Origin of the sequence: Orrella marina (genome assembly GCF_003058465.1) — a bacterium.
Lineage (GTDB): Bacteria > Pseudomonadota > Gammaproteobacteria > Burkholderiales > Burkholderiaceae_B > Algicoccus > Algicoccus marinus.
This window is the reverse complement of sequence record NZ_CP028901.1, coordinates 1831748-1852893: the sequence shown is the minus strand read 5'-3', so window position 1 is coordinate 1852893 and position 21146 is coordinate 1831748. Positions and strand designations below refer to the sequence as shown.

The following is a 21146-nucleotide window of genomic DNA, read 5'->3' as shown; positions in this document are numbered from 1 at the left end:
CCAGGCCGACAAGCATCCTTGAAGTCAGAAGGTCATTGGAACCAGCAACACAACGAATCCGGTAATGAACAGTGCAAGACGTCTGAGCCATGAGCCAGGGGCGATCACACCATAGCCTGCCAGTGTGGTAGCCAGACCAGTCTTGCCCATTGCCAGTAGCGCGGCAAGCGGGTTGTTTCTCAGTTCGATGAGGTCCGGTGTGGAAATCATTGCCAGGGGAATCATGTACAGGCCAATACCGAGTGCCATGGCTTTCCAGGCCACTTTGAGCCAGTTTTCCTGAACCATGCCAGCTGCAATGAAGACTGCGCCACAAACGGGAGGTGTGATTGTTGAAAGCAGGGCGAACCAGAACACAAACAGGTGCGTTTGCAGTGTCCCAAGCCCCAGCTCGGTCAACGCGGGTCCTGCTACCGAAACGCAGATGACATAGGCGGCGGTGGTCGGGACTTCCATTCCCAGCAAAAGGCATGTCAGTGCAGTCAGTAAAACTGCAGGCCATAGCATGCCACCCGATCCGGACAGGATGATCGATGTGATCTTGACGCCAAGCCCTGTCATGCCTAGTACGCCAATAATGAGCGAGGCACAGAGAATGATCGAGGCGATCATGGAAATCTGCTGTCCAGAGCTGATCGTGGCATGTTCGAGTCGCTTCAGGATGGCGTGCGGTTCGATCTGGAATCGGTCATCTGTCAGCAGCAGAAGCGTCGCAACAAGGATTGCCAGGCAGGCCGCGTATTGAGGCGTGACTTCAAGTCCGAACATGCCATAGAGCAGGACGGTAAACGGCACCATGAAGAAAGCCGTGGTGATCAGAACCAGCTTCAATTCCGGACGGTCTTCTTTCGGGATGTTGGGTAGATCGTAGCGTTTGGCAAAGGCGTTCACGCCCATCCACACCGCGAAGAAATACAACAATGCGGCCGGTAGCGCGGCCAGCATGATGTGATCATAAGGAACACCGGTCAGCTCGACCATGACAAATGCACCGGCACCCATCAATGGCGGCATGATCTGCCCGCCAGAGGATGCGACGGCTTCCACAGCGCCAGCCAGAGATGGGGGATAGCCTAACCTGCGCATAGCGGGCAAGGTGATGGCGCCGGTCGATGCAACGTTTGCGGATGCCGATCCTGAAATGGATCCAAACATGGCAGACGAAATGACTGAAACTTTTGCCGCGCCACCAGTCAGTCGTCCGGCGACCGCCGATGCGATGTTCATGAAGCCAGCGCCGGCCTGGCCAGCGTTGAGAACTGCGCCGAAGATGACAAATATTGCGACAATTGAGACAGATACACCCGTCAGGCTGCCCCAGAGACCGCCTTCAGTGATGACCAGTGTCCCCAGAAAACTCTGCAAAGGCATGCCACCATGGCCAAACTCCCCAGGAATTCTGTCCCCGAAGACTCCATACAGCAGTGTGACAGCTGCAATCAGTGGCATTGGCCAGCCGACCGCCCGACGCGCCATTTCGAGTGCGACGAGAATCAGGATTACAGCCATGATGGTCTGTTCAGCACCGCACAGACTGCCATACTGGTCAGCGAGATTGTTTTGTTCAATCGCTACCCAGAGGCAGGCACCAACGCCCACTATGCAGAGTAACCAGCTCCATGGATCGGCTCGCTGGCTGTGTGGTCTCCAGAGCATGATCCAGGGTATGGCAAGCGCCATGTGCAGAGGACGACTGACCAGGTTTGGGATCAGTCCCGCAAAAACCAGCCAAAGATGGAAGGCAATGCTGACGACGCCTAATGCTGGCCAGATGAATGGTGGCATCTTGTGACTTGCCTCTCGGCTAAAAAATCAGACTGTTAAAAAATCCAGAACACCGTAGATACCTGGTTGGTATATCGCAGAGTGTTCTGGACGACTTGAGGAAAGACTTATTTCGCCGAGTCAGGAACGGCGATGCCTTTTTCTGCGTAGTACTTCAATGCACCCGGGTGAATCTTGCCCTGGACGTTCATCAACTGGTCAGGTGTCACGCCTTTCCACCATGGGGCGCTGTTAGCCATCTTGTCACGCTGTTCCCAGAAGGTCTTGGTGAGCGTGTAGGCTGTGTCGTCATCCATTCCGGTTGTCGTGTAGGCAATCACAGGCAAAGATGTGGTGGTGATCTCCTCGGTCTGACCACTGTATGTGTTGGCAGGGATGACCGCTTTGGCCGCACCCGTCTGTTTGACTTGTTCCTCGGTCATCGACAGGATGTTCAGAGGCATGCTCGCGGCGGCCTCGATGACGTTGGGTGAGGGGAACGATCCAGCGGTCACGAATGCATCGATCTGCTTGTTTTTCATTGCGGGTACTGCGTTGTTCAACTCAACATTCGACAAGTTGACTTTGCCTTCAAGCCCGAACAGCTTCAGATATTTCTCTCCTTCGCGGGCGGAGAAAGTGCCTTTGCCGATCAGGATGTTCTTGCCTTGCATGTCGCTAAAGTTCTTGATTCCCGAGTCTTCACGCGTCACAAAGTGCATGGTCAGTGCCGGGATTGGGAACAGGGCGCGAATATCCTGGAACTTGGGGTTAGGGTTCTTCTGGAAAGGACCTTTGCCTTCAGATGCGGAGCTGACCAGCGAAGGCGGTGTCGTGAACACATAGTTGCCCTTGCGATTTGGCGCCTCCATGACGTTCTGCACCGAACCCTGGCTTTCCTCGAGAGTGACGATGATGTCACCGTTAGTGCCGTCCTTCATGGCTTGAGCGAGCTCAACGCCCATCTGGTAGTAGGAGGTGCCGGCTTTGGCCGACTTGTACGTGACACGATTGTCTGCCGAGGCGAGTGGACTGATCAGCATCGCTGCCGCCGCTAGCCCAGTAATCAGAGTGGTGTGCAGGGTGCGCTGACGCAACCCCGTTGAAGAATGAGATTTCATTGTATTGTCTCCGGTTGTGAATGAGTTCGGACGGTATTATAGGAGTACATCGTGGTGACGCTACTCCGAGCTATCGTTTGCATTGAGTTCGTATTCGGGCAAGCTTGCTTGGTAGGCCCGGGCTGGTGCAAGCCAGAGGCGATGTATCGATCGTGGCTGACAAGGTGGGTGTGCGGCTTTGTCCTGGCATTCTGGTGTCGATAGAAGCCATGAACAGAGTGTACGGAAAAGCTCGATGATCGGAGCTGTCCTGGAGGATTAGTCCGATTCAGGAGTGGGGGATAGGACAATTGCGAATCTATGAGATTAGACGATTTATTCGCAAAAAATATTCACGTTCTCAAGATGATTGTGGTCAAACAGCCACAAAACAAAAAAGCGCCCTGAAAGGCGCTTTTTTTACTATTTTGGCGGAGCGGACGGGACTCGAACCCGCGACCCCCGGCGTGACAGGCCGGTATTCTAACCAACTGAACTACCGCTCCGCAGCGGCACTACTAAACTTTGGCGTCCCCTAGGGGATTCGAACCCCTGTACCCACCGTGAAAGGGTGGTGTCCTAGGCCTCTAGACGAAGGGGACCCGGACTAACTAACTTCGCTGTACTGGTGGAGGTAAGCGGGATCGAACCGCTGACCTCTTGCATGCCATGCAAGCGCTCTCCCAGCTGAGCTATACCCCCAGAACCCAAGGGCTTGCCCTTGAACGAAATATTAACTCAAATTTTAAATCGGCGCTTGCCGCTTCAGAACTCGTTGTTAACTTCGTGTTTCCTGCGAAGAACGAAATTATGCATGAATTCGAGAACGTTTGCAAACTGGTTGGCGACTTATTTGTCATTGTTGCAAAAATACATCGAACGTGCGCATGCGACTCTTGAGCCGTTGGTCAGCACTTGCGTTTCCTGTTGCATTCTTCTGGCTTGATTTGTCGCTGGCGTGGCACGTAACCCTGACTTGCCTTTAAAAGTCCGGGCGCCGCTGGTGCATGAGCCCACGAGCATAATGAGTTGCACAAAAGAGCAGTTCCGTTCAAGATTCTGGCCAGTCTCAACTTGGAGTAGACAGGCATGACAGTGATTGATCCTTTTGAACAAGTCAGGGCGCAGGGATGGTCCGAGCAGCCCGGCGTCGGACCGTTTGTCGATCTGATTGGACCCATTTGGTTTCGCAATACCGAAGGAGTCAAGGAGTATGGGATGCAAATCGAGTCCAAGCATCTCAACTCGAACGGTATCGTCCATGGTGGCATGCTGATGTCGTTGATCGATCAAGTGGTCAGTCACGTCATCTTCGACCAGGGAGACAAGACACCCATGGCGACGATTGACATGAGCACGAACTTTATCGATGCCGTGCGCGAAGGTGACTGGCTCAGTGCCAGAGCGCAGGTGCAGAGACGCACGCGCTCACTGGTATTTGTTACAGGGCAGTTGTGCGTCGGCGATAGAGTCTGCCTTTCAGCACAGGCGATCATGAAGCTTCGCGCGGGCTGACAGGGCAGGCCTGATGCGCAATGACCTAATGCGCCAAATGGCGTGTTGCCACCACAGCGTCGCGCCAGACACCTGATTCGGACAGTGTCTGCGCAAGTGTCACGCAAGTGTTCCAGACCGAGGAGGCAGCGGCTGACATCGGGATGTGCGCGGATCTGCAGAGGGTTACCGTGCGCGTCAGTTCGGGACTGTGAACAGGCGTAGCCTGTAACTGTTGCTGCTGTATTTCGTTGATCAACGGCATGACTGGCAGCAGGGTGCATCCCATGCCAGCGAGCAATGATGTCCTCAGAATGCTGATCGAACTAATGTCTGCAATTACATTTGGTTCCGCAAATCCCGCCATGACAGCAGCCTGTTCGATCAATGGCCGTACGCCGTGTGGTTGGGCAGGAAGAATGAGTGGCATGCCCAGAGCCTCGTGCAAAGAGATCGCGTCGCCTGCTGGTGTCATGGCTACCGGTGTGATCAGCGACAGGCGCTCGACCAGAAGTGGTTCGCAGACAAAATCGTCGAGCGTCCCGTCGTCAAACAGTACTGCCATATGGATCTGGCCGGCGTGGAGTTGCCGGCTCAGGTTGCCCGTCAGCTCTTCGGTTAGTTCGAGGTTAACTCTGGGAAGATCCTTGCGTGTGGTTTGCAGCAAGGGCAGTGCAAGGGCGTTGGATACGCTATGCGGTATGCCGAAGGTGACTTTGCCAGCAGGAGAGTCTGTCAGACTCGCCAGGCTTTCCCTGGCATCGTCGACCTGACGAAGAATGGAGCGGGCGTGTGCCATCAGAACTTCACCAGCCTCGGTCAGCGTCACGCCTCTTCTGGAACGATGGAACAATGAGGTGCCGAGTTCGTCTTCGAGTAAGGCGATCTGGTGGCTCAATGCAGACTGCGCGATAAATACTTTCTCGGATGCTTTCAGAAATGTGCCATGTTCAGCAATGGCAAGAAAGTACTTGAGTTGCTTCAGATTCACGATGAGGTCCGTTTGCTGTTGACTGGTCGCGCTGGCAGGGCAGTGTGTTAGCCCGCGGTGATGTTCACGGTACAGAGCACAATCTGATACAGAGATGACGCGTCAGGGCAATGAACTCGACTCGTCAATTATCTAATATCTTTAAAACAGATGATAACCGTCATAAAAAGTATTTTACAGATGATTGGTAAAAGCGTCTAATTCATTCATCGGCAGCAGACAGAACCACCTGATTACCGTCGGGTCCCCCCAAAAAGTGAACTGGCTGCGAAAGACTCTTCTTACCGGGAGAGAGACAAATAACTTGCCGGACAACCCAACCTCCGGCAAGTTATTGAGTCACCCCATTCTAATCATCCTCATCCTCATCCTCATCCTCATCATTCTCATCAACGTTCGCGGGTTCCATCCGAGTGCGCCACATTTGACATTGTCCACTCACCGAGCAGAACGCTCGACATCTTGTCGGCATCGCATCGTATCCGGCATAACGAGTCTGTATCAGACGTGATGGAAAGGGACGTGCCAAGTCAGTCTTCTTACTCGCTTGATTCACCATGTTCGTTTCGGAAAGGTGATCTCAGGTTTGCCGTATACTCATCAAGCTGCTGGCTTTCCTGTTCCACATAATTCTGTACCGCTTCAAAGAACCCTGGGTGCGCAAGCCAGTGGGCTGACTGGGTCTGAACTGGCATGAACCCACGTGCCATCTTGTGTTGGCCCTGGGCACCTCCTTCAAACACTGCGATCTGGTTATCGATAGCCCATTCGATTGTGCTGTAGTAAGCAACCTCGAAATGCAGGCAGTCGACATGTTCGGTGCATCCCCAGTATCGACCGTAGAGCGTGGGTTGTGGGGCCATGCGGTCCAGCCACGACAGCGCACTGGCGATTGCCCGCTCACCGTCGTATGCGATGACCATCAGGCAACACTCGGGCAGGAAATGCGCGACGCGTTCAAAGAAGTCACGGGTGAGGTAAGGTGGATTGCCGCGCATGGCGTAGGTGCTTGCGTAACAGCCGTAAAAAAAGTCCCATTGTTCACTTGTTATCTCCGCGCCTTCCAGAACACGGGTCGTGATGCCAGCCTCGCGCACCTTTCGACGCTCGGCGCGGATTTTCTTGCGTTTGCTCTGTGAGAGACTGGCCAGAAACTCCTCAAAATTCTGCCAGTTTTGATTGAACCAGTGAAATTGCGTGTGCTTGCGTGCGAGAAAGCCTGCTCGAATCAGACTGACCTGCTCGGTTTGGCTGGTGTGCAGAATATGCAAGGACGAAAGGGGCCCTGCTTTGGCCCAGGCAATCAATGCCTGAGCCGCGAGATCTCGCACTGATGCATGACAAAGCAGGCGCGGGCCTGTCACTGGTGTGAAGGGCACTCCACTGAGCCACTTTGGGTAGTACCGCTGACCGTGACGTTCGTAGGCGTCTGCCCAGGCCCAGTCAAACACGAATTCTCCGTATGAGTGTCCCTTGGCGTACATCGGGATCGCGGCAAACGGCTTGCCATCGAATTCAAGCAGCAGGTGATGCGGCTGCCAACCTGTTGTCGGGCAGACGCTTGCGGACTCTTCGAATGCCTGCAGCATAGCGTGGGAGGTGAGGCTCCCCCCATGGGCCTGAGCGTTGAGTGCATCCCAGGTTGCAGGGTCGATTTGCTCGATGCGACCGATGGTTTGCACCGCCACTTCACGCGCTGACTCGGATGGTCCGGAGTTATCTGTTGGTTTTTCTTTCATGCCTTGCCGGGAGGTTCGACTTGTGGGTAGTTCCCAATGGATGATGCGCTGGCTGACAAAGAGTTCTGGCGCGTATGGGAAAGGTCTAGTGAAACAAAGAGTGAGACAAATTGATTCGCGTAGTGTAATGACATGGGGGATGGATCAATGGGATGCCTGGTCTGGTCTCCCGGGTTTAGGCGTAATCCGTGTTGCCGATTGATGTTGCATTGTGTGGCCGGATGGAAATATCTGACAGCAACTGGTTCTCACTATCCCTGATTGAGGGAGGTGTACTCTCGGTCCTAGGATCGACACCTATCATTCTTACCAATCGAGTCAGAGGCCTGTATGCAGACATCAACGCGGGCCAGACACCGGGATTCCCCCGCTTAAAGTCGCTGGGACGGTTCCCGGGATTCAGCTTCAATAGCCATGGCGACGGTTGGCGTTTCACGCCCTGGGATTGCGGGAAACACGGCAGCTTGCGTCGATCGGGCATGGGGGAAATCCGCGTCAGTGACATTCTGCACCGCGATGGCCAATGGTATTTGTCGCTGACCGTGAGTATCGCCAGTCCGCAAGTGGCTGGACTGGGCACACCAGCAAACCGCAGCGCTGGCAGGCCAATTTGGCCTGGTTGCAACGGAAGAACTCACGCCGAGAAACATGACCCGCAGTGTCGCTGGCACTGCGAAGGAACCGGGCAGGCAGGTCGCGCAAAAGCCGGGCCTGAACCGGAGCGTTCATGTAAGAAATTCTGGGCGCCGCCCCTGGGCTGTTCACATCGTTGTTTCGCGACAAAGTGCTGGAACCTGGTGGAGAATGGGTGGCGAATGGGTCGCGAATGGGTGGACGCACCAACCCGCAAGCCCAAACCCGGCCAGCGCTGTCCAAATGCTGGCATGTGGCAAGGAAGTAGCTCTCGCGGCGAATGCGCTGCTGCTAGCAATGCGGGCACCAGGAGAGCAGTGACACGGCTTGAGCGCGCGTTGTGTTGCGCTGGGCCCTGGAATGCATATCCGGCCAGTTCCTGGCCGGGACGGGGACTCATCCTCCCGTGAAACCCCATCGTTTGCTGCGCATAGGGTGGGGTAGTTCATGACCCCCTTCTGGATCGCATGTTTTGATGGGAGTGTTTTACGTATCTGTTTTTTCGATAATCATTGGTAAAAATACGGCTATACCACTTTTACAAATATCGGTTTAATCAGATAACAGTCTCGTTCCTGACCAAGGGGCGAGACGCAGGCGGCGCCATGATCTCACCACCCCGGGCACTGGCGCTCTGCGGTTCACCTTTCGATCAAAGGAATGCCGATGCTTATCTCAGAAAACTCCCGCGAAATGAATGCGCTACGCAGTGTTGCGCTCGACGACCGCTTCACCCGCACAGATGGCCAGCTCTACATGAGTGGCATCCAGGCCCTGGTCCGGCTACCGATCATTCAACGACTCAGAGACTTGCAGTCAGGTCACAATACGGCCGGCTTCATCAGTGGTTATCGAGGCAGTCCGCTTGGCGGGTATGACCAGGCGCTCTGGCAGGCCAGGACTTTCCTGGATGCGCACCATGTCGTGTTTCAACCCGGCGTGAATGAAGAGCTCGCTGCAACTGCGGTTTGGGGCACGCAGCAGGTTGGACTGTTCGACAAGCCAGCCCGTTATGACGGTGTTTTCGGTATCTGGTACGCCAAAGGTCCGGGTGTCGATCGCAGTGTTGACGTTATCAAGCACGCCAACATGGCCGGCACATCACCGCTTGGCGGTGTACTGGCCGTTGCCGGTGATGATCACGTCGCCAAGAGCTCGTCGACTGCCCACCAGAGTGATCACGTTTTCAAGGCATGCGGCATGCCGGTGTTCTACCCGGAAAGCGTACAGGCGATTCTGGATCTAGGACTTCATGCCTTGGCGATGAGCCGTTATGCAGGTGTATGGGCTGGTATGAAGACGATTCAGGAGGTTGTCGAGTCCAGTGCAACGGTCGATGCCGATCCTCATCGTGTCAAGATTCTGTTACCCGAAGATTTTGCCCTGCCCGAAGGGGGCGTTCACATACGCTGGCCAGATACGCCACTTGCTCAGGAATCGAGGCTCATGGAGCAGCGCATGTACGCCGCGCTTGCCTATGTTCGCGCAAACCGGCTTAACCATACTGTCATCCATGGGGCGCACGATCGGCTCGGCATCATGGCCAGTGGCAAAGCCTATAGTGATACCTGTCAGGCTTTGCAAGATCTGGGTCTAAGCACAGCCGTCTGTCGTGAAATCGGAATCCGTCTGCACAAAGTCAATGTGGTCTGGCCGCTTGAGGCGAGTATCACAAGGGAATTTGCCCAGGGCTTGCAGGAAATTCTGGTCGTGGAAGAAAAGCGCCAGATGATTGAGTATCAACTCAAGGAGGAGCTGTACAACTGGCGTGCTGATGTCCGTCCTGACGTAGTCGGAAAATTCAACATTGTGGATGGCGATCATTCGAGTGGAGAATGGTCCCGTCCCAACCCATCTGAGAACTGGTTGCTCAGAGGCACAGCTGATCTGAATCCAGCAATCATCGCCCGGGCCATCGCCAGACGACTTTCGAATTATCCCTTGCCAGACAATGTGCGGGCTTCCATCGAGGCGCGTCTGGCCGCGATTGATCAGACCGAGACAGTTCTCAAAGCACTGACTCAGTCCGCGTCGGATCGACTGCCCTGGTTCTGCAGTGGCTGTCCGCACAACACCAGCACCCGTGTGCCGGAGGGTAGTCGTGCGCTTGCAGGTATCGGCTGTCACTATATGGCGATGTGGATGGACCGTTCAACGGCGACTTTCACCCAGATGGGAGGGGAGGGCGTGACCTGGGTTGGCCAGGCACCGTTCATGGACGAGAAACATGTTTTTGCAAACATGGGTGACGGAACCTGGTTTCATAGCGGTATTCTGGCGATCCGCCAGTCGGTTGCAGCGGGCGTGAACATCACCTACAAGATTCTTTACAACGATGCTGTGGCCATGACGGGTGGTCAGCGTGTTGGAGAACGTCCCGAGGGATTGTCTGTTGCACAAATCGTAAAGAGTTGCGTGGCTGAAGGTGTCGCGAAAGTAGTGATTGTGACCGATGATGTGCACAAGTACGATGGCGTCGTTCTCGAACAAGGCGTCAAGGCACATCCCAGAGAAGCATTCGACCAGATACAACTCGAGTTACGCGAGGTGACCGGTACGACCATCCTGCTATATGATCAGACGTGCGCGACCGAGAAACGCAGACGCCGTAAAAGCGGTGAGTTACCCGCTGTGACCCGGTCAGTATTGATCAACGAGGCAGTCTGCGAGGGGTGTGGTGACTGTTCAGAAAAAAGCAACTGCCTGTCCGTTGAACCGGTTCAGACCCCGCTTGGCAAAAAGCGCAGAGTTAACCAGAGCAGCTGTAACAAGGACGAAACTTGCCTGAATGGCTTCTGCCCGAGTTTTGTGGTGCTTGAGAATGCGCGTCCCAAGCGAGGACTGAACAGGCAAACGAAAGGTACGGCGTCTGATATTGTTGACTTACAGGGTTTGACGCAAGAGGCGAGCGAACAAGCGAAGCGAATTCCCGAACCAGTCCTGGCTGACGCCTCAAATGGCTTCCGGCTGGTGGTTGCCGGTGTGGGAGGAACCGGCGTCATCACTGTCGGCCAGATTATCGGAATGGCAGCTCATCTCGAAGGCAAGGCTGTGATCACGCAGGATGCAGCCGGGCTGGCTCAGAAGGGTGGTTCCACCTGGAGCCATGTACAGATAGCGCAGACGGCTGACGTGCTGCACGCAACCAAAATTGATACGGCCAAGGCCGATCTCGTGCTGGCCTGCGATGGCATCGTGGCGGCAAGTCAGGTCACTCGCGCCTTGATGCATCCGGAGCGTACGAGAGTTGTACTCAATGTACACCAGACGCCGACGGCAGAATTCATCCATCATCCTCAGTGGGAGTTTCCACTTGAGGCCTGCCGTTCAGCGCTGCAGGAATCTGCAGCGGCCAGGCAGGTGGCCACGATCGACGCTCAGGAGGTTGCCGAGGCGCTGATGGGTGATGCGATTTACGCCAACGCAGTTCTGTTGGGATACGCCTGGCAGAAAGGCTGGCTACCGGTATCTCGCCGGGCGATTGCGAGAGCGTTCGAGCTCAATGCGGTACAAGTGCAGAACAATCTGCGAGCGTTTGAGGCTGGACGTTCGCAAGCGGTACATGCGACCCAGGCGACTCGACCGGCATCGGTTAGCGAGCACAAGGTCGAGATCCATCGCAGACCTGATCTGCAAAACTTCATTTCCGCTCGGTCGCAGGATCTGGCTCAGTACCAGAATACAAGTTACGCACGCCGATACAGTGAGACAGTTCAACATCTATGGGACATTGAGAAAGCGTGTTGCGATGGTTCGGATCGCCTGAGCAAGGTGGTGGCATTGCAGTTGTATCGGTTGATGGCCTACAAGGACGAGTACGAAGTGGCAAGACTACATGCCGACCCTGTCTGGCTGGCTGAGCTGGACAGACAGTATGAAACCGGTTACCGGATCACTTACCGCTTCGCAGTTCCCCTGCTGTCCCGTCTGGACGATAAGGGGTATCGCATCAAACGACGATACGGTTCGTGGGTCGGCTCATTTCTTGGCATGTTGCAGCATCTCAAGGTACTCAGGGGAACATGGTTCGATCCATTTGGCTGGCAGCATGAGCGTCAAGCCGAGAGGGCCCTTGCTCGCTTTTATCTTGCATTGACGCAAGTGCTGGCTAAAGACCTGACCTCCGATCATCTGGATCTGGCGGTCAGGATTGCCAGCGTGGCCGATCAGGTGCGAGGTTACGGGCACATCAAGGAGGGCCGTCTCAAGAAAGCATGTGAGCAATGGCACGAGTTACTAGGTCAGTGGCAGGCCAGGACCGGAACGACAATATCCCTGCAACCGCTTGAACTGGTCAAGGCGTGAGCCCATTAAACCGTTTGAGGGTGACCTTTGGTTGTTCTTAAGGGAAGTTCAAGGACGTTTTTCCAAGGTCTGGTGGCAGTGCCGGGGTTGGCAGGAGCTTGGCCTCCTGCCAGTTACATCAAATCTCGGACGCTGTTGGGCGGTCGAGCTCAAAGTCCGGGTTGGGCATGCTGCGTGGGGCAGGTGCGGTTCGACCATGCATCAGGTATTGATGACAGCTCAGCTTGGCAAGCCCGATTGCCAGTTTTGCGCCTTCCAGGTCGAACCAGTCGATGTCGTCGTCACCCACAAAGTTAATCCAGACCGTCTCCCCTTCGACCAACTCCTTCGTGAAGGCGTCATCAACCGTGAATGAGATCGAGTAGATCAGTGCGGTTCCATCGATGGAGGGGCCTGTTTCCACATACGCAGAACCTTGCTCGACGACCCACTCGTCTTCGTCGTTGATCTGGATTTCGATTACCCCGGGGTAGTTACCATCAACGAGCCGATCTGCAGGAGAGGGGGCTGGCATGGAATACTCGAATACAGCTTCGTTGCAGCCGAGTTCCGCGACATAACTGATTCCAATGATGATGTCCTCATGCTTCCCGGATTCCGTGCCGGTGGTCCAGACGTCTGAGCCAGGCACATGAATGAAAGACCAGGAACCAAACGTCTGTTCATTTGGCTCTGTAGAGGGCTGGGCGATGGCTTGAGTCGATCCAGCAAGTGCAGCCGCAAACGCCAGGATGCCACGACAGGCAAGCCGCTGACACCAGGACAGTCTGTTCATGATGTTTTTGTGCACTGCGGCACAGTGTGAGGTGTGGTCAGCCGACCGTTGCCTTGCTCTTGTCTGGAATGTGTCATGTTCGAAGAAAAGGTGCCGTTCATTTTTGAGGACCAGGTCTCGGCAATGGGGATGAGATGCAGGGTTGCAGACACATGATTCTAGTGTTCAGGCTGACTGTTCAGAAGACGCGCATGCTGTGTATACCGCGCACGTTATAGCGTCATTATGACGTCTGCGCGAACAACTCACGTCCGATCAGCATTCGTCTGATTTCGCTGGTTCCAGCGCCGATCTCGTACAACTTGGCGTCGCGCCACAGGCGTCCTGCCGGGTAGTCATTGATGTATCCGTTTCCGCCCAGGATCTGGATGGCATCGCTGGCCATTGCGGTTGCCTTCTCGGCGCAGTAAAGGATCAGTCCAGCGGCATCCTTACGCGCACGACGTGCACGCCCGATGTCTGCATCAGGTGTCCTGTCGAGCATTTTGCCAACAGTGTAGCAGTACGCCCGGCATGCGCTGTATGTCGAGTACATGTCTGCAAGCTTACCTTGAATCAGCTGGAATTCACCAATCGGCTGACCGAACTGCTTGCGCTCGTGAACGTAAGGCACGACAAGTTCAAGGCAGGCCCCCATGATGCCTAATGGCCCGGCAGCCAGTACTGCGCGCTCATAATCGAGCCCGCTCATGAGTACCTGTACACCCTGGTTGACGTTGCCGAGTACGTTCTCATCTGGAATAAAAACGTCTTCGAATACCAACTCACCTGTAGACGATCCTCTCATGCCCAGTTTGTCCAGACGCTGAGCGATGGAGAAGCCCGACATGGTTTTCTCAACGAGAAACGCAGTGATTCCCTTGGCTTGTGCTTGCGAATCGGTTTTTGCGTAAACGACCAGCACATCAGCATCTGGACCATTGGTGATCCACATCTTGGTACCAGTGAGTCGCCAGCCTCCGTCGCCTCGCGTTGCTTTGAGACGCATACTCACCACATCCGATCCAGCCTGGGGTTCGCTCATCGCCAGAGCGCCGATGTGTTCACCCGTGATCAATCGTGGGAGATACTTCGTGCGTTGCGCCTCAGTGCCGTTGCGCATGATCTGGTTGACGCACAGATTGGAATGTGCGCCGTAAGACAGACCGACCGATGCGCTGGCCCGGGAAATTTCCTCCATGACGATCATGTGAGCCAGATAACCGAGATCAACCCCACCGTATGCCTCACTGGCTGTGATTCCCAGGATACCGATTGATCCCATCTTGTCCCAGAGTTCGCGCGGGAATTGGTCAGTGCGGTCGATATCCTGAGCGAAAGGGGCAATTTCGCGTTGCGCAAAATGTCTGACCGCATCACGCAGGGCCAAAACGTCTTCAGGCAAATCGAAATCCAGACTTTCAAGTACTTCCAGTACATCGGACATAGTGAGCCTCGCTTTCAGCATTCAGAAAACCACCCATGACATCCGTCGGGCCATGAATATGGCCGCTGCGACGATCTCCAGGGCTGGGCAGATCGGGGGTGGAAGAGTCATCATCAATTTAATGCTAAATCGGGGACTTCTGTCCAACCTTGTATCTGTCAGACAGTATCGCGATTCGAGATAGAACTGGGCAGGATTGTCCTGCCCAGTGAAAAACGATCGGGGAAACGCTTTTGGCGGGCTATCGGATGTGTGACTTTCGTCGCCATGTTGCGAGCAACAGAATCAGCAGGCTCAGAACGAGCGTCGGCGTGTTACCCGTCCTGGTGTATAGAGTAAGACCGGATTGCCCTTGCACCTGAACGTCGACATATCCGGCTGTCATGGTCGGTAATACAGCAATTGGCACTCCCCACTGGTCAATCGCTCCGGTCATCCCCGTGTTGGTGCTGCGCACCATGGGCCGCTGTGTTTCCATGGCTCGAAGGCGTGACATCTGCCAGTGTTGACGCAGTGAGGATGAATTGCCAAACCATCCCAGATTGCTGAAGTTCGCAAGAACGGTTGCGCCATCCCGGATTGCTGGCAGCAACTCCTGAGCAATAACGTCCTCGTAGCAGATGTTCGGGGCAATCAGTTGTTGCCCCACTTCAATCGGAGACTGATCAGCTTGTCCCCGTGTGAAATCTCCCAGCGGAATGTTCATCATGTCGACAAACCAGCGAAATCCCCATGGTACAAACTCGCCAAATGGCACCAGATGCTGTTTGTCGTAACGTCCGTAGACTTGTGAGTTTGCGAGTGCGGCCGCCGTGTCCCTGGGCGTGACCGTAAAAACGCTGTTAGTGTAATCCTGGGCGCCGGCTTCCTGCATCGGCCCACCCATCATCAGGATCGCATCACTGTTGCGGGCGACTTCTATCCAGTCTTCCCATACTTGTTGTGGAACTCTGTGCGCAGGGTAGGTCATGACCGTTTCAGGCAGCATGATCAGATCGGGAGTGACCGACTGACCGTCTTGTCTATGTCCGGCAAGCGACTGGTATAGCTGAACTGCCTGCTCAAATCCCTCAGGCGAGAACTTGGCAGCCTGGTCGATGTCACCTTGAACGAGACGTATCACCAGCGGCTCTCCTGCGGGAGACGTGAAACGATACTGTCCAAGAAATGCACCTGATGCGCAAATCAGACCTGCGATCACCAGTGGCAAGGACTGCTTGCCACGAAACGCCCCCCCTCCTTGAGAGGCCGTGCTGGCCAGCGATGCGGCCAGCGATGCTGCGACCCAGGCAGTCAGGAATGTCACCCCGTAGGGACCAACCCAGGCTGACCATCCAGCCAGCCAGCCGTCGGCCTGACCAGCGGCTGTGTTAAGCCAGGCAAAGCCGGTGAAAAGCGAGGCACGCAGCCACTCGGTTACTGTCCACCCACTGGCCCATATGAAGGCCAGCCAGAGGATGGAGGGACCAGACAGGACTTTGGGGCGGTTGGGCCATAACCAGCGAACCAGCCATGCACAGATTGCAGGGAAAGTCCCCAGATAGCAGCCAAACAGCAAGAGAGCGATGACTGCCAGTACCAGAGGCATGCCACCGTAGACATTCATGCTGATGACAAGCCAGTACAGTCCTGAAACAAATGTGCTCAGGCCAAACAACATTCCTACCTGGGCCGCTTGTCGGGCGTTGTCTGCACGGACGACGAAGTGAACGAGGGCAGTCAGGACGAACACGTTCAGCCACGGCAGCATGAGTGCAGGGATGGGATCTGGCGCAAAGCTCTGGGCATAAAGGACACCGAGTCCCAAGCAGATCAGGACGGATTTGATGTGCATACGGTAACCTTAATGCGAGAGTTCAGGGGCTTGTGGGGTGGGGAGCCTTCTGGCACGGACCCACAGGGCTCGACGCGAGTCGGCTCTCAGGACTTCGAACTGCAAGTCGCGAAGCTGATGCCGGTCTCCGCGTTTCGGGATATGTCCGAGTTCATGTGCCAGCCAGCCACCAATGGTGTCGTAATCACCGTCAGGGAACTGGCATCCCAGCAGTGTCTCGATGTCTTCAAGTTCGGATGCGGCCATGATGCGCCAGGTGTTCAGCCCGTCGTGAAACACCATCTGCTCATTCTCGTCAAACTCGTCCTCGATCTCACCTACGATCTGCTCGAGTACATCCTCCATGGTCACCAGTCCGGTGATGCCACCGTGCTCGTCAACGACCAGCGCGATGTGATTGCGATTTGTACGAAACTCCTGAAGCAGGACGTTCAACCGTTTGGATTCGGGAATGAAGATTGCGGGTCTGACCAGATCTCGCAAGGTCAGGTCAGGCTCGAGCATGGTTCTCAGAATGTCCTTGGTCATGAACATACCAATGACATTCTCGGTCGAGTCTTCGTAGACCGGGAATCTTGAATGCGCCATCTCCACGATTCGTGGGACCAGCTCCTTCATTGGCATTTCCACATCAAGCATGTCCATCTTGCCCCGGGGCACCATGATGTCGGCTGCCGTCATGTCGGATACTTCGAGAGCGCCCTTCAGAATTGCGTAGCCATTCGCATCGATCAGTTCCCTGTCGTGCGCAGCGTCAAGGACCGCAAGAATGTCATCTTTGTCTTCAGGGTCTCTGCGAAGGATCGACATGATGCGATCCATCAGCGAGTGTCGGGGTTTTGTATGCGGGTCTGGCTCGGGGCCACTTGAGGTCGGATAAGGGTCGGACATTGTCACGGAGGGGATTGCTACCGAAGATTCGATGGCCCTAGGATAACCGAAACTACACTCGTCAGACCTGAGAGTCAGTTTCGAACTTGATAGGGATCCGCAATACCCATTCCGGCCAGTATCTCTGTTTCAAGTGATTCCATCTCTTGTGCCTGATCGTCAGTCTCGTGTTCAAAACCGAGCGCATGCAAGGTTGCGTGGATGCATAAATGGGCTGCGTGATCAAGAACCGGCTTGTGCTGCTGGGTGGCTTCCTGACGCAGGACGGCTTCGCAGATGGCAATGTCCGCCTGAAATATTGTTTCGGTTCCAGGTGCAGGATCGAAATTGAATGTCAGAACGTTGGTTGCGTAATCCCGGCCGCGAAACGTTCGGTTCAGTTCTCGTGCTTCGACCTCATCAATCAGGCGGATCGTCAGAACCACCTGTTCGATGTCCAGTTGATTCTCCAGATGTGTTCTGGCACCCGCAATCGCCCGTTTGACCCAGCCTCTCAAACGCCAGCGGGGCAGGTCGGGCGCATCAACTGCGTACTGGACGGACAGTGACAAGTCAGTCATGGTGCGACCCGGCTTTCTCGTACGCATCTACGATGCGAGCGACTAGCGGATGGCGCACAACGTCAGCACTAGTAAAGACTGTGCTGGCAATCCCCTTGACATCGGCCAGAACAGTCAGCGCATGCCCCAGACCACTGGTCTGGCCTTTGGGTAGATCCATCTGGGTCGGGTCACCAGTGATCACGGCCTTGCTGCCGAACCCGATACGGGTGAGAAACATTTTCATTTGCTGTGGCGTGGTGTTCTGTGCTTCGTCGAGAATCACGAATGCATTGTTAAGGGTTCTTCCACGCATATAGGCAAGCGGCGCAATCTCGATCGTTTGCTTCTCGAAAAGTCGCTGCACTTTGTCGAATCCCATCAGATCCCATAGCGCGTCGTACAGCGGTCTAAGATAGGGATCAACTTTCTGAGTCAAGTCTCCAGGCAGAAATCCGAGTCGCTCTCCCGCTTCGACGGCAGGGCGGGTCAGGATGAGCCGCTGGACATTGTCACGTTCCAGTGCATCGATTGCACAGGCGACTGCGAGCCAGGTTTTACCTGTTCCGGCAGGCCCAGTGCCAAACGTGATGTCGTGTTGCAGAATGTTTTCGATGTACTGCGCCTGACGGACTGACCGTGGTCTTACATCACTGCGACGGGTTTTAAGGTTGGGTAACGCGTTTTCAGACAGTCCGACATGCCCTGTTCTGACCTCGGCAATACCGAGTTGCACGGATTCCAGTGACAGTTCTCCCGCTTGCGCCTGCTCGTGGAGTTGCCGGATCAGGTTGCTGGCCTGCTCCGTGCGGGGACCTGTCACTTCAAAGTGATTGCTGCGGCGAGCAATCGTCACGCCAAGACCTTGTTCGATCTGGCGCAGATGTTCGTCGAGTGGTCCGCAGAGCCGCCAGAGCTGGTCATTGGTGCCGGTGAGGTCAAATCGCAGGGTTTTACTCATAATGACAAATCCTCTGGCTCACGTGTGACGACTTCGCCACGCAGACTGTTGGTGTAAGCCTGGGTGATTGTGACGGGGATCATCTGGCCAATGAGACGGGGTGAACCGGGAAAGTTCACAATCCTGTTGTTTTCGGTACGACCCATCAACTCGTTGGGGTCGCGGCGTGATGGACCTTCCACCAGGATGGCCTGCTCGGTGCCCACCATGGCCGCCGAGATACGGGCTGCCTGCTCTCCAATCGTGGCCTGCAGTCTCTGCAGGCGCTTGAGCTTGACCGTATCAGGCGTGTTGTCGCTCAGGTCAGCTGCCGGTGTGCCAGGGCGGCGCGAATAGATGAACGAGAACGAGGTGTCAAAGCCGATGTCCTCGATCAACTGCATCGTTTTCTCGAAATCCGAGTCGTCTTCGCCAGGAAATCCAACGATAAAGTCTGACGAGAGCGTGATGTCGGGGCGCGCCTGGCGCAGTTTTCGGATGATGGCCTTGAATTCGAGTGCTGTATAACCTCGCTTCATCGCAGCCAGAATCCGGTCACTTCCTGACTGGACAGGAAGATGCAGGAATGACACCAACTTAGGCAGACTGCCATGCGCCTCGATCAGCCTGGCAGTCATTTCGCGTGGATGGGAGGTTGTGTAACGGATGCGCTCGATACCCGGGATCTCGTGTACGTACTCCAGCAGGGTCGCAAAATCAGCGATCTCGCCATTTTCACCCATGGCGCCCCGATAGGCATTGACGTTCTGTCCGAGCAGGGTGACCTCTCGAACGCCTTGGTCGGCCAGGTCTGCGATCTCGATCAACACATCCTCGAAGGGACGGGAAACCTCCTCTCCTCGTGTGTATGGCACGACACAGAAACTGCAGTACTTGCTGCATCCTTCCATGATCGACACGAACGCTGTTGGCCCCTCGACGCGCGCCGGCGGCAGTGCATCGAACTTCTCGATCTCCGGGAAGCTGATATCTACCTGCGATCGACCAGACTCGCGTTTACGTTCAATCAGCGCGGGCAGTCGATGAAGGGTTTGCGGACCAAACACGACATCCACGTAGGGCGCGCGCTTGATAATGGCTTCGCCCTCTTGACTTGCCACGCACCCACCCACACCGATGATCAGGTTTGGGCGGTCACGTTTGAGTTCACGCACCCGGCCCAGATCAGAGAAGACCTTTTCCTGTGCTTTCTCGCGGATGGAACAGGTGTTGAAAAGAATGACATCGGCATCTTCGGCAGATTGGGCAGGCTCGACTACTGCGTCCTTGCCAAGGATGTCATACATTTTCTGGGAATCGTATTCGTTCATCTGGCACCCAAAGGTGCGGATAAATACTTTCGTTGTCTGAGTCATGGTCTTTAGTCGCTTCGGGTTTAGATCCCGGGGACAAATGGTTGAAGAAGGTTGAAGAAAGGAAAATGAAAAGTGGACGACTCGGTTACTGATTTATGAATGAGCAATTGTTAATCACAGAATTCAGGCTGGAGATTCTGATCGCATGCGGGGCCTGCATAGCGTTGGCTGGTCAAGGGATCCGTCCGCGATTGATAGGGAGCCGCTGGGGTGCAGTGTTGCACGGCAATCACCTTGCACAGGGCAAAGTGAAACTTGAACGGGCCTTGTGATTTGCTCTCAACCCGCATGGTCGAGCGTTCGCGGGCACGCACAATAAAACAGTAAACATTAAAACGATGAAGGTAGCGGTGCTGCCAGACGGTGTATACCTGGGGCAGCACCGCTACATTCAGCTCTGTTCGCTGTAGGTTTCCTCGACAGTGTCGTCCTTTTTGACGGGCTTGACCAGATCCTCACGCTTGACACCCAGCCACATGGCGATCGAGGCGGCAACAAATACAGAGGAATAGATGCCGAACCAGATGCCGATTGTCAGGGCAAGTGAGAAGTAATGCAGGGTAGGGCCACCAAAAATCAGCATCGATAACACCATCATCTGGGTCGATCCGTGAGTGATGATGGTCCGTGAAATGGTCTGAGTGATGGCACCGTCAATGACATCACGCACTTCCACATTGCGCTGCCTGCGGAAGTTCTCCCGGATCCGGTCCATGATCACCACGGATTCGTTGACCGAATATCCCAGAACAGCCAGAACCCCGGCCAGCACGGGTAACGAGAACTCCCACTGGAAAAAGGCAAAGAAGCCGAGGATGATGACTACGTCGTGCATGTTTGCAACGACACCTGCCACGGCAAACTTCCATTCGAACCGGACCGCGAGGTAGATCACAATACCGATGATCACAAAAAGCAAGGCAAGCAGACCGTTTTCAACCAGTTCGCGACCAATCTGTGGGCCGACATACTCAACGCGACGCAGTTCAACACCTTGGGTTGCTTCAGTTAGCGCCGCCATCAACACTTCACTCTGGGCCGCCGAGGTTTGCCCTTCAGCCAGGGGCAGCCTGATCAGCACGTCACGTGATGTACCGAAGTTTTGAACCTGGAAGTCTGTGTAGCCGAGCCCTGCAACTGTTTCCCTGACTTCGGAAAGTGGCGCGGAATCTGCGTAGCTGATCTCGATCACGGTTCCACCTGTGAACTCGATCGACAGATTGAAACCTCTGAAAATGATGAAGAGCACAGCGGCAAGAAAGGTGATCAGACTGATCATGTTCAGCGCCAGTGCATGGCGCATGAACGGGATTGTGCGGGATATGCGGAAAAATTCCAT

At 55.1% G+C, this 21146-nt stretch carries 14 protein-coding genes and 3 tRNA genes; 2 read left to right on the top strand and 15 right to left on the bottom strand.

What is annotated here, in order from left to right:
• Positions 1-24: 24 nt before the first annotated feature.
• The 5 genes from DBV39_RS08295 to DBV39_RS08275 form a co-directional block, all read right to left on the bottom strand.
• On the bottom strand, positions 25-1785 hold the full coding sequence (locus DBV39_RS08295) for a TRAP transporter permease (RefSeq protein WP_108621128.1): 1761 nt from the start codon (positions 1783-1785) through the stop codon (positions 25-27).
• Positions 1786-1892: 107 nt separating this feature from the next.
• The gene (locus DBV39_RS08290) at positions 1893-2885 is read right to left on the bottom strand and encodes a TAXI family TRAP transporter solute-binding subunit (RefSeq protein WP_108621127.1); all 993 of its coding nucleotides are present in this window, start codon (positions 2883-2885) and stop codon (positions 1893-1895) included.
• A 408-nt stretch (positions 2886-3293) separates the two neighbouring features.
• A tRNA-Asp gene (locus tag DBV39_RS08285) sits at positions 3294-3370 on the bottom strand.
• Between the two features lie 20 nt (positions 3371-3390).
• Positions 3391-3466 (bottom strand) — tRNA-Glu (locus DBV39_RS08280).
• Positions 3467-3490: 24 nt separating this feature from the next.
• Positions 3491-3566 (bottom strand) — tRNA-Ala (locus tag DBV39_RS08275).
• Between the two features lie 387 nt (positions 3567-3953).
• Here DBV39_RS08275 and DBV39_RS08270 point away from each other — a divergent pair.
• Positions 3954-4379, top strand: a complete 426-nt coding sequence (locus tag DBV39_RS08270; protein WP_108621126.1) for a PaaI family thioesterase — start codon at positions 3954-3956, stop codon at positions 4377-4379.
• Between the two features lie 25 nt (positions 4380-4404).
• On the opposite strand, the gene DBV39_RS08265 is transcribed toward DBV39_RS08270, so the two are convergent.
• Complete coding sequence (locus DBV39_RS08265) at positions 4405-5349, bottom strand: LysR substrate-binding domain-containing protein (protein ID WP_108621125.1); 945 nt, start codon at positions 5347-5349, stop codon at positions 4405-4407.
• Positions 5350-5888: 539 nt separating this feature from the next.
• Positions 5889-7088: a GNAT family N-acetyltransferase gene (locus tag DBV39_RS08260; RefSeq protein ID WP_108621124.1), complete on the bottom strand. Its 1200-nt coding sequence runs from the start codon at positions 7086-7088 to the stop codon at positions 5889-5891.
• 1293 nt (positions 7089-8381) lie between these two features.
• Between DBV39_RS08260 and DBV39_RS08255 the strand changes: the two genes are divergently transcribed.
• Positions 8382-12026, top strand: a complete 3645-nt coding sequence (locus DBV39_RS08255; protein ID WP_108621123.1) for an indolepyruvate ferredoxin oxidoreductase family protein — start codon at positions 8382-8384, stop codon at positions 12024-12026.
• Between the two features lie 118 nt (positions 12027-12144).
• Here the strand turns inward: DBV39_RS08255 and DBV39_RS08250 are convergent, their stop codons facing one another.
• The 8 genes from DBV39_RS08250 to secF form a co-directional block, all read right to left on the bottom strand.
• Positions 12145-12801, bottom strand: a complete 657-nt coding sequence (locus DBV39_RS08250) for a hypothetical protein (protein WP_108621122.1) — start codon at positions 12799-12801, stop codon at positions 12145-12147.
• A 223-nt stretch (positions 12802-13024) separates the two neighbouring features.
• Positions 13025-14227: an isovaleryl-CoA dehydrogenase gene (locus DBV39_RS08245; RefSeq protein WP_108623179.1), complete on the bottom strand. Its 1203-nt coding sequence runs from the start codon at positions 14225-14227 to the stop codon at positions 13025-13027.
• Between the two features lie 241 nt (positions 14228-14468).
• Complete coding sequence (gene lnt / locus DBV39_RS08240) at positions 14469-16061, bottom strand: apolipoprotein N-acyltransferase (RefSeq protein ID WP_108621121.1); 1593 nt, start codon at positions 16059-16061, stop codon at positions 14469-14471.
• A gap of 9 nt (positions 16062-16070) precedes the next feature.
• A complete protein-coding gene (locus DBV39_RS08235; protein ID WP_108621120.1) occupies positions 16071-16952 on the bottom strand; it encodes an HlyC/CorC family transporter in 882 nt (293 codons plus the stop codon).
• A gap of 74 nt (positions 16953-17026) precedes the next feature.
• Entirely contained in the window at positions 17027-17512 is a 486-nt protein-coding gene (ybeY, locus tag DBV39_RS08230) for an rRNA maturation RNase YbeY (protein WP_108621119.1), read from the bottom strand.
• Positions 17505-18452, bottom strand: a complete 948-nt coding sequence (locus DBV39_RS08225) for a PhoH family protein (protein ID WP_108621118.1) — start codon at positions 18450-18452, stop codon at positions 17505-17507. The genes ybeY and DBV39_RS08225 overlap by 8 nt, the downstream gene beginning before the upstream one ends.
• Positions 18449-19807 carry a tRNA (N6-isopentenyl adenosine(37)-C2)-methylthiotransferase MiaB gene (gene miaB / locus DBV39_RS08220; RefSeq protein WP_108621117.1) on the bottom strand — a complete coding sequence of 453 codons (1359 nt, stop codon included), beginning with the start codon at positions 19805-19807 and terminating at the stop codon, positions 18449-18451. The genes DBV39_RS08225 and miaB overlap by 4 nt, the downstream gene beginning before the upstream one ends.
• 391 nt (positions 19808-20198) lie before the next feature.
• On the bottom strand, positions 20199-21146 hold the full coding sequence (gene secF / locus DBV39_RS08215) for a protein translocase subunit SecF (protein WP_108621116.1): 948 nt from the start codon (positions 21144-21146) through the stop codon (positions 20199-20201).

Coding starts and splice junctions, on each gene's coding strand:
- DBV39_RS08290 (WP_108621127.1), bottom strand. CDS start 2,885: ATGAAATCTCATTCTTCAACGGGGTTGCGTCAGCGCACCCTGCACACC.
- DBV39_RS08250 (WP_108621122.1), bottom strand. CDS start 12,801: ATGAACAGACTGTCCTGGTGTCAGCGGCTTGCCTGTCGTGGCATCCTG.
- DBV39_RS08295 (WP_108621128.1), bottom strand. CDS start 1,785: ATGCCACCATTCATCTGGCCAGCATTAGGCGTCGTCAGCATTGCCTTC.
- DBV39_RS08225 (WP_108621118.1), bottom strand. CDS start 18,452: ATGAGTAAAACCCTGCGATTTGACCTCACCGGCACCAATGACCAGCTC.
- DBV39_RS08270 (WP_108621126.1), top strand. CDS start 3,954: ATGACAGTGATTGATCCTTTTGAACAAGTCAGGGCGCAGGGATGGTCC.
- DBV39_RS08255 (WP_108621123.1), top strand. CDS start 8,382: ATGCCGATGCTTATCTCAGAAAACTCCCGCGAAATGAATGCGCTACGC.
- DBV39_RS08235 (WP_108621120.1), bottom strand. CDS start 16,952: ATGTCCGACCCTTATCCGACCTCAAGTGGCCCCGAGCCAGACCCGCAT.
- secF (WP_108621116.1), bottom strand. CDS start 21,146: ATGGAATTTTTCCGCATATCCCGCACAATCCCGTTCATGCGCCATGCA.
- lnt (WP_108621121.1), bottom strand. CDS start 16,061: ATGCACATCAAATCCGTCCTGATCTGCTTGGGACTCGGTGTCCTTTAT.
- ybeY (WP_108621119.1), bottom strand. CDS start 17,512: ATGACTGACTTGTCACTGTCCGTCCAGTACGCAGTTGATGCGCCCGAC.
- DBV39_RS08260 (WP_108621124.1), bottom strand. CDS start 7,088: ATGAAAGAAAAACCAACAGATAACTCCGGACCATCCGAGTCAGCGCGT.
- DBV39_RS08245 (WP_108623179.1), bottom strand. CDS start 14,227: ATGTCCGATGTACTGGAAGTACTTGAAAGTCTGGATTTCGATTTGCCT.
- miaB (WP_108621117.1), bottom strand. CDS start 19,807: ATGACTCAGACAACGAAAGTATTTATCCGCACCTTTGGGTGCCAGATG.